We start from the raw sequence: 12302 nt of genomic DNA on the forward strand, positions 1-12302 counted from the left end.
TAGCCTCCGAAATGAGCGCTTAGTGGATCTTTTATCGTGCGCTCTGTCGACCCAAGGAGGAAAAAATGCGCAAGCTTCAGAAGGCCGCTGTCGCGGCCGCCATCCTCGGGAGCTTCAGCTACATAGCCACCGGCACCGCCACCGCACAGAGCGCGACCGTCGTGAAGGCCGCCGGAGGATGCAAGTCACACGACATGAACATTGACGTCTTGGGCAATGTCGGCATCCTGAACGGCCTGCTGGGCAATGCGCTCAACGGTGAGGGCAACGCGGGTGGGCAGAACACCCACCTGGGCTCCTCCTGCGAACACGGCCACCACGGCCACCACTGAGCAGCTGGAGACCCTTCACCTGGCTCACTGACATGGGGCCTCGGCGCCCGGGCATCTGCCCGGCGCCGAGGCCCTGTCTCTGTGTGCCCCACCCCGCCCGGGGCCTGGGGTCTCTGTGTGGCCCATCCCGCCCGAGGCCTGGGTGTTCGCCGGGGCGCCGGCCGGGTGGGCGACCAAAGTCGCGGTGCCGTAGACGATCGGCCGACGACCAGGGGTGCGGCCTGGCTTCAGAATGGCGCTGGCCGCGTACGGCCATGGCATCGGGATGGGGACATGAGGGATACGGGGGACGTTGTGGAGAAGGGCAGTGGGGACCTCGGTGGGCGTGCGCTCGACCGGGGTGCCACCGACGTCGCGGAGTCGGCCTGGGTGCTTGTGCTCTTCTGGGTGGGGTGCGGGGTCGTGGTCGGCTGGCTGGCGCCGCTGCTCGCGGACTGGCTGGTGACGCTGCGCTGGGCGCCGTTGAAGGGGCCGGCGGAGTTGCTGAGTTCCGTCCCCGAGCCGTGGCGGACCGTCGGGGCCGTGGGCGTGGGAGCGGTCCTGGGGCTGTTCGTCGCCTTCCTGGCCGTGCACGAGTCGTTGCGGGTCAGGCTCTCCGGCGATCGTGTCGTGCTCACCATCAGGGACGCCTCGCAGGAGTTCACCCGTGATGAGGTCGCCCTCGCGGTGCGGGACGGCAAGCAGTTCGTGCTGCTCGGTCCGGACGGGATGGAGCTCGCGCGGGAGGACTGTCATCTGCCCTGGCGGCGGCTGGCCGACGCCTTCGCCGAGCACGGGTACCGCTGGGCGGACGAGGACCCGTACCGGGAGGAGTTCCGGCGCTGGGTTCCCGGTGTTCCCGGTCTGCCCGAGGGGGCGGACGCGTTGCTGAGGGCTCGTGCGGAAGCGCGGAAGAAGGAGAGCGGTGGCGAGGACGCCCGGGAGTTGCGTGGGGAGCTGCTGAGGCTCGGCGTCGTCGTGCGGGACGAGAAGAAGCGGCAGTACTGGCGGATGCCTCGGCTTCCCTGACCGGACCGGCGTCACGACAGCAGCACGCCGACCGCTCGGTTCCCCGTACGCCGAACGCCTGACGGTTCGTGACGGCTGAGAGGATGACCCGGACCGGGAGGGATGGAGGGGATGAGTGTGATCGTGCTCGTTCTGGTCGGGGTTCTCGCGCTCGTCGTCGCGGGATGCGGCTGCGTCGTGTGGGCGTCACGCGGGGGGCCGCGGTGGGTGCGGGGTGTGGCCGCCGTGACGCTGGCCCTCGGTGAGGTGGTGGGGAGTTCCCGGCGTAAGGGGCGGGGGCTCGGCGGCGGTTCGGCGTCGAACTCCGGCTCCGATGAGTGAAGTCACTGGCCCGTGCGGGACGGGTGGGGGTGGGGGTCCCGCGGGCCGTGCCCAGGTGGTGGCTTCTGGTTCGGCTCGGGCCGCGGGACGTCCACTCGTACGGCTGGACGGGGCGTAGACGTCAACCGGTCGTCTACGTCGCCGGTGTTGTCGTCGCCGTTCCCTCACCCTTCGTCAGCAGCCACTCGCGGTGCAGGGCACCGAGCGGGATCTTCCTCTGGAAGACGGGCGTGCCGAAGATGGTGAGTTGGAGGTGCAGGGAGCCGGTCAGGTCCACGCCGCCGTACAGGGCGTAGGTGCCGGTCGCCGTGGCGGTGCCCGTCGAGGAGAACTCGGCGGAGGCGTCGGCGTGGGCACGGACGTACGGGGCCAGGTCGGCGGTGACGCCGACCGTGCCGTAGAGGCCCACGGTGGCCTCGGCGCCCAGCGCGGCCTTGACGTCGCCTGCCGCCGTGACGCGGGCCTTCAGGGGTTCGCCCTTCATGTCGGACTCGCTGACGGGGGTCCAGCCCTCGGCCCAGGAGAAGGTGCCGCCGACGCGGAAGTCGCCCTTGAGGTCCTGTTCCACGTCCACGGTGACCCGGCCGTCGGCGGTCACCTGGATGTAGCACGTCATGTCCAGGTTGACGACGACGGGGATCGGACCGACCTGGATCACCGGGTCGGCATGCAGTTTCGCGAAGGGGATGCGCAGGGGCTGCCCGCCGCTCGATGCCGCCGCCCGGCCCTTCAGGGACCACTGGGACGCCCAGTCGCCGGACAGGCCGAGGAAGGCGCCGCCGGGCGCGGCGCCCGTACCGGAGTCGCGGGAGCCGCCGGAGCCGCCGGAGCCGTCGTACGAGAAGGCCACCTCGGGGGCCAGTTGGACGAACCCCTTGACGGAGGCGGAAGCCGACGCAGCCGGGGCGCCCTCCGCTCCCTCGGCCGTGGCGATCGCCGCGCCCACGTCGATGCGGAGGCTGCCGAGCGGGAGTGCGGCGCCCTCGGGGCCGAAGCGGAGGTCGCCGGTCTTCGCCCAGGAGACCTTGACGCCCTGGAGGAGCGGGTCGACCTCGATGGCCGACGGGTCGACCGGGACGGTGCCGTCGGCCTTACGGTCGCCGAGGACGGAGTTGAGTTTCGCCGGTTCCGTCTCGACCGTCGTGGCTCCGTCCCGCGAGGTGCCCACGACCTGGGTGACCTCGGCCAGTACGCCGTCGGGGGCGCCGGGGGCCGGCGCGCTGGCGATGATGTCGCCCACGGAGACCGGGGACCGGGTGGCGGGGGAGGCGGGGGTGGCTGGGGTGGCGGGGGTGGCCGGAGGGCTCGTCGGGGAACTGGTGCCGGGAGCGGGTGAACGGGGTGTGGAACCGGCCGTCGGCTCGGTGGAAGGCTTCACCGCGGACCGGGCCTCGATCACGGCCCGTCCGCTGCTCCTGTCGTACGAGGCGACCTTGAGGGAGGACTTCCTCGCCGTGCCTGCCTCGCCCGCGTCGGCCACGGCGGTGGGGGTGGCCGTACCGGAGGGGGCGGCCACGACGGCGAGTTGCTCCTGGACCGCGGCGGCCCCGGGGCTTTCGGCCGCCGTCGTGGGCGAGGGTGCGGTGGCCCTCGGAGAGTCGGTGGAGCAGCCGGTGGTGAGCAGGGCCGCGAGGGTGATGGTCGTCAGTAAGGCGTGGCCCTTGAGCCTGGATCTGTGCACGCGTGTTCCTCGGGAGCGATGTATGGGGGTGCGCTACGGGAGGTGAACTACGGGAGGGCGTGGCTGTACGGGCGCTGTGCGCACGATGGATGCGGGTGCGCGTCCACCGGTGCGTGGCCGTGGACCCGTGGACCCGTGGACCCGTGGACGCAGGGACACACGGACGCACGGACGCACGGACGCACGGACGCACGGAGCGACAGGGCCGCAGGCGGTTACCCCCCAGTAGTCATGCATGAGCATGCCAGCACCGCCGACACAGCAGCCGCTTTCTTCCCCCCGCTGCCGCCGTGACGTGAGTCACAGCCGGCCGGGCATGGTCGAGCCCAGGCCAGACGCGGCTGACCTGGGCTGTCGTCTCATGTCCGGGCAGGCGTCAGGACTCGTACCAGAAGGTCCCGTTGAGGCCGTCCTGGGCGATGGTCCGGGTCATGATGTTGCCGTCCAGCGCGTAGCGCCGGTGCTTGTCGGTGAGGAAGAAGTCGAACGCCGCCACCGGGGCCGAGGCGTCGCACGCCAGGTCACCGCGGATGCAGAAGCGGGCGACCGGGACGCCCGGGAACTCCCTGGGGCCGGGCCCGGTGGAGGTCAGGCCCAGCGCGCCCAGGCCCTTGGGGACCCTGGCCCACATGCCGGTGTCGGGCTGCTTCGGGTCGGCGTACAGCTTGCCGTCGACCAGTTCCCGTGGGATGGCGGTGCCGCCGTTCGCGATCGTCTCCAGTACCGCGTCGGCAGCCTGGGCGCCTTGGGAGTAGCCGACGATCGTCAGGCGTGCCGTCGGGTCCTTGCGGTGGGTTTCCTCGGCGGCGGCCAGGAGATTCGTGTAGCCCTGGGCGACGCTGCTGTCGTAGCTCGGGGCCATGAGGTCCGGGACGTTCTGGCCGTTGAGCCAGGGACCGGCGCTGGCGGGGTAGCAGACGGGGACGGCCTGGGCGCCTTCCTCCAGGTGCTGGTTGGCGTAGTAGAACGTCCCGGTGCAGGTGGGGGCGGACTGGGCGCTGCCGGTGCCGCCGAGTTCGATGTAGTAGTGGTGCGGGGCGGTGTCGTCGGCCTGGGCGACCGTGGGCGCGACGGCTGCGGCGGCCGTCATCGCCGCCGTGAGAGCGACGGTTGTGGCGACTGTCCTGGCGCGGCGCAGGAGTCGGCTGCTCTTCGACATGAGTTCCCCCTTGGTCCGATGGTGTGGTTGGTGTCGGTGGCGTGGGTGGAGCCGCCGGCGGCGCGGACGAGCCGGCGCCCGCCGGCCGGCCGGCGTCACGTCATCGGACGCTAGAGAGGCGCGATGAAATCGTCGTGACGGCCGGAGCGGCGGAGCCGTCGGCTGCCGCGGCGGGCCGGCCGGCCGGAGGTACGGCCTGTCCGGTAGGCCTGGGCCAGGTGGTGTTGCAGGCGGGCGTGGCGGAACTGGTAGACCGCACCGGCCTGGCGCAGCACCCCGCGCTGGTAGGCGTCCTCCAGGAACGTGAGCAGCGCCCACGGCAGGCGGCCCGTCAACGGCAGCCAGATCCGGGAGAGGACGAGCCACTGCCCCCAGGCCGTCAGGGTGAGCACGTGGCCGAGGGCGGCACCGAGGCCGCTGATGACGCCGAGCAGGAGACTGGCCTCGGAGGGCCAGGCGAGGGGGCCCAAGGGGCCCTGCAGGAAGTCGACGGCCGCTCTGCTGCCGAACCCGACGACCGCCCCGAAGGTGGGTGCCCAGACGAGGAGTTGGGTGGTCACGGTGCGGCGGTTCGTGTGCAGCAGGCCGCGGGGGTTGACGGCGGAGTCCAGGTCGAGCGGGGTTTCGAGGAGGCCGAGGAGGCAGAAGGTGAGGCCGGTGCCGACGCCGAAGACCAGGCCGTAGACGAGCCCGTCGACGAACCCGACGTGCAGCACCGCCGAGAGTTCGGGCGTCAGGGCGTACGACTTCACCACGCCGAGGACGAATCCGTACCCGAAGCCGAAGACCGCACCGCCCAGCGTCCCGATCACCAGTCGGGGGCCGGCCGTCCACGCGGTGCTCCTCGGCCTGCCGCGGATCTGCAGACGTACGACGGACGGCATGACGCGCTTGCCCTTGACCGTGTACGTCAGCCAGTGCAGGAGCCCGAACATGAGGCCGGCGAGGAGCCCGACGGCGGTCGCGTCCACGAGGGGGCCGATGAGGGTGCCGTGGAAGGCGACGCTGACGACGGCGTCGATGAGGCCGATGGCCAGTCCGGTCACCAGCGCGGTGACGAGGCCGCGGGTGGAGCGGCGCAGTCCGTCGCCGAGCCGCCACCACGCGAGGTCGGGGGTCTGCAGCCGGGTCAGGTGGTGGGCGAGGTAGCCGAGCCAGTGCCGGGCGCGGTCGGGGCCCGGTTCGAAGCCGGGGTGGGCACGGCCGGACGAGGCGCGGTGCAGCCTGGGTCGGTAGACGGTCGGGATGAAGTTGTCCAGGAGGTGGTCCTCCAGCTCCTCCGGGCCGGCGAAGCGTGCGGTGTCGAGGAGTGCGGCCGGGTCGTGATCGGGGGTGTCGCTGTAGATGGTGCGGGCGAGCGCGACCATCAGCGGGGTCGACAGGACCGTGGAGAGCGGGGACGCGGGGTGGTCCTGCGGCTGGTTGCCGAGTTCGGTCAGGACGGGCGTCCAGGCGTTCGTGCCGGGGTCCGACCTGTCCGTCTTGCGGGTGGTGCGCGGCAGGTAGGCGTCGAGGTCGTCGAGGGTGAGGTCGGTGAGTTCGAGCGCGGCGGCGGCGGTCAGGACGTCGGTCTCGGCGACCGCGGCGGCGTACTCGGCGGGACGGCTGGTGAGCACGAGCGGGAGGGTGGTGGCGTTGAGGGCCTCCAGCGCGGGGCGGCGCAGGCCGTCGGCCATCTCGTCGAAGCCGTCCAGGACGGGCAGGACACGGCCGGACTCGACGAGCGCGGAGGCGAGGCTCTCACCGCCGGGTCCCCGTGCGGCGTAACCGGGGTGATCGCGTGTCAGCTGGGCCGTCAGCCAGTCGCGCAGGGTGAGCGTGGTGGGATTCCAGGCACCGATGCTGAAGATCACCGGGACGGGTTCCTCGGAGGTGCGGGTCCTCAGGTGGTCGAGGACGAAGCGCAGGGCCAGGATCGTCTTCCCGGAGCCGGATCTGCCGAGGACGACCAGGCGTCCGGACGGGATGCGCCGGTAGGTGTCGGCGATCTCGTCCAGCATGCCGTCGAGGTCGAGGGGGTCGGCCGTGGCCTTCGCGGGGAGGCGGAGGATGTTGGCCCAGTGGTCGGTGAGCGACTCGGGGGCCGTTCGCCAGCGGACCGGCAGGGGGAAGGGGTCCTGGACCTGGCGTTGTTCCTCCTCTCGCTGCCAGCGGGCGGCCACCAGCTTCGCGAGTTGCTCGGCGGGGGTGACTGCGGGAGGGACGGTGGGAGTGACAGTGGGGGCGCCGGCGGGGGTGACAGTGGGGGCGCCGGCGGGGGTGACGGTGGGGATGACTGCCGTGGGGGCCGTCTCGGGGTCTGTGGGCGGCTTGGCGGGGTCGGCGGGCGTCGTCCCGGGGCCTGTGGCCACCCTCGCGGAATCGCCGGGCACCGCCCCGGGGCCCGTAGCCACCCCCGCGGAATCGCCGGGCACCGCCCCAAGACGCGTATCCACCGTCGTCTGATCGGTCGAGGCTCCGCCCTCGACTTCGTCCCATGGGCCGCCTTGGTTGCTCTGGCCGCTCCCCACCTCCCCAGGGACCGCCGCCCTCAGCAACTCCTCGCGTTCCTCCGGCCGTAGCGGCAGTGCCCTGGCCAGTTCCTGCACCGTGGTCATGCGTGGGTTGGTGCGCTTGCCGCTCTCCAGGCGGCGGATGGTGCGCTCGCTCACCCCCGAACGCTCCGCCAGCTCGTCCTGGGTCAACCCCGCCCGAGCCCGCAGCCGCCGCAGCACCTCACCGAACTCACCGGCCACAAGTCACGGCCTTTCCCCCTGAGTTATGGACTTTTCGCAGGTGAGGGACTCTAGCGCGGTCACCGGCCATATATGGCCGCCTCAATGTCCTGTGCACGTTTCCTCCACCGGGGCCACCTTCGATGGCATCGACGGGATCGACCGGAGCGAGTGCGTCGGCGGAAGCGAGCGCACCGACCGGTCCGGAGCACGGGGAGCCGCCATGCCGACGACGACCGCACGCCAGCCGCGCCCGAGCGTCACGGTCCTCACCGCCCAGGAGCGCGAGGTCCTCTACGCGCTCGGGTGCGGTCTGGAGGACACCGAGATCGCCGAAGCGCTCGCGCTGCCGGAGCATGTGGTGACGCAGCGACTGCACCGCGTCCTGGGGAAGTTGGCGCTGCCCGACCGGGCCGCCGCCATCGTGCACGCCTTCGACTGCGGTCTGGTCGTGCCGGGGCAGGGGCCGCGCAGACGTACGGCCGTGTCGGCGGCCTCCCCTCGCCGCGTCGGCTCCACGCCCGAGGCCGGACTGCGCGTCTGCCTGCTCGGCCCGTTGCGGGCGTGGCTGTCCGGGCGGCCCGTGGACACCGGCCCCCTCCGGCAGCAGGCCGTGCTGGCGGCGCTGGCGCTGAGTCCGCAGCGGTCGGTCAGCCGGCAGGAACTGCTGGACGGCGTCTGGGGGATGGAGTCGCCCGGCGCGAACGTCGTACCGGTCTATGTGTACCGGCTGCGCAAGGGCCTGCGGCTCGGAGCGTGCCCGGACTCGGTGATCCGGCGGGACCGGTACGGCTACCGGCTGGTGCCCGGCGTGGTCGAGGTGGACGTGACGTGCCTGGAGGAACTCGTCGGCGCCGCCGGAGTCGCCGAGCGGGCCGGTGACCTGGCCGAGGCGGTACGGCTGTGCACCCGGGCGCTGGAGTTGTTCCGCGGGGAGCCGCTGGCAGGGCTGCCCGGACCACTGGCCGAGCTGGAGCGGCTGCGGCTCGTCGAGCGCGGGGTCGCCCTGGCACAGCGGAAGGCGGAGTGGCAGTTGAGGCTCGGCCGGGTCGCCGAGGCGGTCTCCGACCTGTCCGCGCTGGCCCTGCGACAGCCGCTGAACGAGCCGGTCGCCGCGCTGCTGATGAGCGCGCTGCACCGCGCCGGCCGGCGGGCCGAGGCGCTGGCCGTCTTCGATCGCACCGCCGGCCGACTCGCCGACGACCTGGGCGTGGCCCCGGGTGAGCTGCTGCGCCGGGCACGGTGGTCGGTCCTGGGTGAGGACGGTACGGCCACCGGTCGCGGGCGGGCGGGTGCGGCGTGAACGGTGACGGAGAACCGGGCCGTGCCGGTGACCATGCCTCCGATCGTGTCGGCGACCGGACCGACGACCGCACTGACGGCCGGGCCCACGACCGGACCGACGACCGCCCTGACGGCCGGGCCCACGACCGGACCGACGACCGCCCTGACAATCGGACCGACAACGGGACCGACGACCGGACCGACGACCGCGCCGACCAGTTGCTGCTGGCCAGGGTCTCCGAGGCCGCGGGCCGGGCGGGGCTGGGCAGACGACGCGGGACCTATCGGGGGCCGTTCGCCGCACCCCGGGGCCTGTGGGCCGCCGTCGCGGACATACGGCGACGGCTGGGGCAAGGAGGCAGGGCAGAGACGAGTATGACGGGGGCCCGGACCGGTCCGGCGGGCACCCGGACCGGTCCGACGGCAGCCCTGCTGGGCCTCACCAGAGCACTGTCGAGCCCCGCCAGGGCACTGTCGAGCCTGGCCAGTGGACAACTGGGCCCCGCCGGAGCACGGTTCAGCCCGACCGGAGCGCGGCTCGGCCCGACCAGGCCACGCCTGGACCTGTACGAGCACGGGCTGACGATCGCCGTGGACGGGCGGATCCATGTCGTCCGCTACGCCACCACGGAGATACGCCGACGCCGAACGCTGTCCCGGCAGGGCATCACCCGCGCCCAGGTGGTCATCGGCGTCGACGGTGAGCCGGTCGTGCTGCGCCCTGGCGATTTCGAGCACCCGAAGGTGTGGTGCGCCGAGATCAGCCGGGCCGTCACCGACGCCCGGGTACCGGTCGCCCTGGCCGCGCTGGCGCGGGGGGCGCGGCTCACCTTCGGTCCCGTGTGGATCACTCGGGACGAGGTCGGATCCCGGGGCACGTCGCTGGGCTGGGCGCAGATCGAGCGGATCGAGGTCCTCGACGGTTCCGTCGCCGTCCGTGCCGCCGGGCGGTGGCAGGTGTGGCGGGGCGTCGCGTCCGGGATCCCGAACCTCTGTGTCTTCCGTGCGCTCGTCGAGCAGCTGACCGCTGTCGGCCAGGGGGACGACGACTGACGTACTGCCCCCGTTTCACAGCGATTTCACCGGCCGCCCTCAGCCTCCGAGCGGACGACTCAGCCTCCGACCACACGCCCCAGCCTTCGACCACGCCCCCGACTTCCGACCGCACGCCCCAGCCTTCGACCACACGCCCCCGGCTTCCGACCGGACGCCCCCGGCTTCCGACCGGACGCCCCAGCCTCCGACCACACGCCCCCGGCTTCCGACCGGACGCGAACGGCGACCACGGACAACTCACCGAGCACAGAAGGAGAACGGCATGGCAGACAGCTACCGCTACCGGTGCGGCGAGTGCGGGCACCGCACCGCCTGGGGAAGCGAATCCCAGGGCGAGCAGGCGATGGAGACCCATTACGCCCGGCGTCATCCGCGGGTCGCCCCTGGCGGAGTGGTCGAGTTCCGCAAGGGGTCCTCCGGCGGTGGCGCCGGGTGCCTGATCGCCCTGGGGATCGTGGTGTTGCTCCTGATCATCGCCTCCCGGCGCTGACGCGCATCCCTGACCGGTGGCCTCCGCCGCCGAGGCGGGGGGCTGCTCGGCCGGACGAATTCGTTTGTCCCCCGCGGTCGACTCGCCCTACAGTGAGCCGACTTCGAAGAGACGTTCCCCCGGAAACACGCCGCAGAACGGGAGCGTCCCACCTCGCCGACAGGCTCGCCGAGGTGCAGGAGGGGCGGCAGCTGTCCTTGTCGACCCCTCATGTCGGAGGCTCCTCCATGAACGTCGTTACACAGGTGGGCATCGGCCTGCCCATCGGCGACCCCACCACCCTGCTCACCTGGGCCCGGCGCGCCGACGCCGGTCCCTTCAGCTCAGTCGGTCTGCTCGACCGGCTCGTCTACGACAACCCCGAGCCCCTGGTCGCCCTGGCGGTCCTCGCGGGCGCCACCACCCGCGTCCGCGTCCAGACCGAGGTGCTGCTGGCCCCGCTGCGGGACACCGCCCTGCTGGCCAAGCAGGCCGCCACCCTGGACCGGATGACCGGCGGCCGCCTCGTCCTGGGCGTCGGCATCGGCGGCCGGGAGGACGACCACCGGGCCACGGGCACCGACCTGCGCACGCGGGGCCGGCGCCTGGACGAGCAGATGGCGGCGCTGTGCCGTCTGTGGTGGGGCGATCCGTACGGCGACGGCGTCGGCCCGATCGGTCCGGCGCCCGCCCGGCCGGGTGGCCCCCAGGTGCTGTTCGGGGGTTTCAAGCCCGTCGCGCTCGAACGTGTCGCCCGCTTCGGTGACGGCTTCCTCGCGGCGGCGCCGCCCTCCTGGGCGGGTGGGCTGTTCGACACCGTCCGCGGCTTCTGGAAGGAGTACGGCCGCGAGGGCGAGCCCCGACTGGTGGCCCAGGTGAACGTCGCGCTCGGACCGCGGGACGTGCTCGACGACGCCCGCACCCGGATGCACGACTACTACGCCTTCACCGGCATGGCCGACCGCATGGTCGCCGGACTGCTCACCACCCCCGCGGAGATCCGTGCCGCGCTCACCGCCTACGCCGATCTGGGCGCCGACGAGGTGATGCTCTACTGCTACGGCCTCGACCCGGACCAGGTGGACCGCCTGGCCGACGTGCTCTGAGGCCGGGTGACTGCACCTCCTGTGACACCGCTGTTGCCGGAAGCGTGGGCTCCGCCACAGCCGGGCGGGCCGGGGCCTGTTGGACTCGGCCTGCCCGTCCGTGCCGCCGCGCCACCGTGCCGCCCTGGAGGCCACGTGTTCCTGCTGCTCCTGTTGTTCGTCCTGGTCCTGGTGATCGTCGCGGTCGGTCTCTGCGGTTACGGCGTCGGGGCACTGTCCGACCCGCGCGTACGGCAGGCGGGCGCCTCCGGCGTGCTCCGCGGACTCGCGGCCCTGGCAGGCTCCGGCGCGTGCGCCCTGTACGCCTGGGGGTTGCTCGGCGTCACCGGCGCCGTCATGACGGCGGAGGACGGCGGCACGGACTCGTCCCCCGCCCGGTCCTGCCGGACCCAGGGGTGGCTGGAGCGGCAGCAGCGGGGCATCGAGATCGTCGACCACAGGGTCTCGTACGTCCCGCTCGGCTTCGTGTGCGAGACCAGCGACGGCGGCGGTTACGACACCGGTGACGTGCCCGGGTACGTCAACCCGGGTGTGCTGGGCCTCGCGCTCGCCGGAGCGGGGTGCGCGGTCGGCGCGGGGTACGTGTCGGAACTGCGGGCACGGGCGGAGATACGGAAGGGGCAGGCGCGGCGGGGCGGTTCCTGACCGGCGCGGGCGTCGGCCGACAGGGCCTCCCCGCCCGCGGTCAGCGCGCCCGCGCCGGCTCAGCTCGGCCGAAGAACGAGGCGTATCCCGGCGGGAGTTCCCGCAGGACGCGGTCCGACAGGTCCTCCCCGACGAGGTTCGTCAGGACGCCGAGGACCGAGCCGGCGTCCCAGCGGGCGGTGTGGGGCGTGGCGCCCTCCGAGTGGGCGGCGATCGAGTCGACGAACTCCGCCGCGGTGACGGGACGGGTGGCCGGGATCTGAGAGGCGATCACTCTGGCCGCCTCCTCCGGCAGGGCGCCGGCCAGTTCGACGCGTTCCTCGCCGATCACAAGGGCGCCGAGCGCCGACAGGACGGTGCGGGTGACGCGCTCGGCCTGCTCCGTGGTCGGGTACCGCCCTGACCGCCGTACGTCCTCGATCAGCCGGGACCATCGGGGCCGGGGCGCGGAACGGGCGTGCGCCTGGCTCGTCGTGGCCGGCACCGTCGTCGTGGTCATCGTGCGGGGTCCTCCTCGGGTTGCGCTC

General features: G+C 72.8%; 12 protein-coding genes. 8 read left to right on the forward strand and 4 right to left on the reverse strand.

What is annotated here, in order from left to right; translation table 11 throughout:
• Nucleotides 1–65: 65 nt before the first annotated feature.
• From ACWCPI_RS15845 to ACWCPI_RS15855, 3 genes are all read left to right on the forward strand, one after another.
• The gene (locus tag ACWCPI_RS15845) at nucleotides 66–332 is read left to right on the forward strand and encodes a hypothetical protein (RefSeq protein ID WP_451038659.1); all 267 of its coding nucleotides are present in this window, start codon (nucleotides 66–68) and stop codon (nucleotides 330–332) included.
• A gap of 273 nt (nucleotides 333–605) precedes the next feature.
• On the forward strand, nucleotides 606–1340 hold the full coding sequence (locus ACWCPI_RS15850) for a YqeB family protein (RefSeq protein WP_451038660.1): 735 nt from the start codon (nucleotides 606–608) through the stop codon (nucleotides 1338–1340).
• Between the two features lie 111 nt (nucleotides 1341–1451).
• A complete protein-coding gene (locus tag ACWCPI_RS15855; protein WP_451038661.1) occupies nucleotides 1452–1661 on the forward strand; it encodes a hypothetical protein in 210 nt (69 codons plus the stop codon).
• Nucleotides 1662–1794: 133 nt separating this feature from the next.
• Here the strand turns inward: ACWCPI_RS15855 and ACWCPI_RS15860 are convergent, their stop codons facing one another.
• The 3 genes from ACWCPI_RS15860 to ACWCPI_RS15870 all read right to left on the reverse strand — a co-directional run bounded on the left by ACWCPI_RS15860 (nucleotide 1795) and on the right by ACWCPI_RS15870 (nucleotide 7236).
• Complete coding sequence (locus ACWCPI_RS15860) at nucleotides 1795–3342, reverse strand: hypothetical protein (RefSeq protein ID WP_451038662.1); 1548 nt, start codon at nucleotides 3340–3342, stop codon at nucleotides 1795–1797.
• A gap of 376 nt (nucleotides 3343–3718) precedes the next feature.
• Nucleotides 3719–4501, reverse strand: coding sequence for a PE-PPE domain-containing protein (locus tag ACWCPI_RS15865; RefSeq protein ID WP_451038663.1), 783 nt, complete (start codon nucleotides 4499–4501; stop codon nucleotides 3719–3721).
• A gap of 110 nt (nucleotides 4502–4611) precedes the next feature.
• On the reverse strand, nucleotides 4612–7236 hold the full coding sequence (locus ACWCPI_RS15870; RefSeq protein ID WP_451038664.1) for a helix-turn-helix domain-containing protein: 2625 nt from the start codon (nucleotides 7234–7236) through the stop codon (nucleotides 4612–4614).
• Between the two features lie 202 nt (nucleotides 7237–7438).
• Between ACWCPI_RS15870 and ACWCPI_RS15875 the strand changes: the two genes are divergently transcribed.
• The 5 genes from ACWCPI_RS15875 to ACWCPI_RS15895 all read left to right on the forward strand — a co-directional run bounded on the left by ACWCPI_RS15875 (nucleotide 7439) and on the right by ACWCPI_RS15895 (nucleotide 11775).
• Nucleotides 7439–8518: a BTAD domain-containing putative transcriptional regulator gene (locus ACWCPI_RS15875; protein ID WP_451038665.1), complete on the forward strand. Its 1080-nt coding sequence runs from the start codon at nucleotides 7439–7441 to the stop codon at nucleotides 8516–8518.
• A complete protein-coding gene (locus ACWCPI_RS15880) occupies nucleotides 8515–9552 on the forward strand; it encodes a DUF6585 family protein (RefSeq protein WP_451038666.1) in 1038 nt (345 codons plus the stop codon). The genes ACWCPI_RS15875 and ACWCPI_RS15880 overlap by 4 nt, the downstream gene beginning before the upstream one ends.
• Before the next feature lie 265 nt (nucleotides 9553–9817).
• The gene (locus tag ACWCPI_RS15885; RefSeq protein WP_388800169.1) at nucleotides 9818–10045 is read left to right on the forward strand and encodes a hypothetical protein; all 228 of its coding nucleotides are present in this window, start codon (nucleotides 9818–9820) and stop codon (nucleotides 10043–10045) included.
• A gap of 227 nt (nucleotides 10046–10272) precedes the next feature.
• Entirely contained in the window at nucleotides 10273–11130 is an 858-nt protein-coding gene (locus tag ACWCPI_RS15890; RefSeq protein WP_451038667.1) for an LLM class flavin-dependent oxidoreductase, read from the forward strand.
• A 135-nt stretch (nucleotides 11131–11265) separates the two neighbouring features.
• A complete protein-coding gene (locus ACWCPI_RS15895) occupies nucleotides 11266–11775 on the forward strand; it encodes a hypothetical protein (protein WP_451038668.1) in 510 nt (169 codons plus the stop codon).
• Between the two features lie 40 nt (nucleotides 11776–11815).
• Here ACWCPI_RS15895 and ACWCPI_RS15900 read toward each other — a convergent pair whose 3' ends face one another.
• Nucleotides 11816–12274, reverse strand: coding sequence for a DUF2267 domain-containing protein (locus tag ACWCPI_RS15900; protein WP_451038669.1), 459 nt, complete (start codon nucleotides 12272–12274; stop codon nucleotides 11816–11818).
• Nucleotides 12275–12302: the final 28 nt, after the last annotated feature.

Source organism: Streptomyces sp. NPDC001920, assembly GCF_053594495.1.

Excerpts from the sequence above, each read along its gene's own strand:
- ACWCPI_RS15855 (WP_451038661.1), top strand. The coding sequence starts at position 1,452 with ATGAGTGTGATCGTGCTCGTTCTGGTCGGGGTTCTCGCGCTCGTCGTC.
- ACWCPI_RS15845 (WP_451038659.1), top strand. The coding sequence starts at position 66 with ATGCGCAAGCTTCAGAAGGCCGCTGTCGCGGCCGCCATCCTCGGGAGC.
- ACWCPI_RS15900 (WP_451038669.1), bottom strand. The coding sequence starts at position 12,274 with ATGACCACGACGACGGTGCCGGCCACGACGAGCCAGGCGCACGCCCGT.
- ACWCPI_RS15850 (WP_451038660.1), top strand. The coding sequence starts at position 606 with ATGAGGGATACGGGGGACGTTGTGGAGAAGGGCAGTGGGGACCTCGGT.
- ACWCPI_RS15890 (WP_451038667.1), top strand. The coding sequence starts at position 10,273 with ATGAACGTCGTTACACAGGTGGGCATCGGCCTGCCCATCGGCGACCCC.
- ACWCPI_RS15875 (WP_451038665.1), top strand. The coding sequence starts at position 7,439 with ATGCCGACGACGACCGCACGCCAGCCGCGCCCGAGCGTCACGGTCCTC.
- ACWCPI_RS15885 (WP_388800169.1), top strand. The coding sequence starts at position 9,818 with ATGGCAGACAGCTACCGCTACCGGTGCGGCGAGTGCGGGCACCGCACC.
- ACWCPI_RS15865 (WP_451038663.1), bottom strand. The coding sequence starts at position 4,501 with ATGTCGAAGAGCAGCCGACTCCTGCGCCGCGCCAGGACAGTCGCCACA.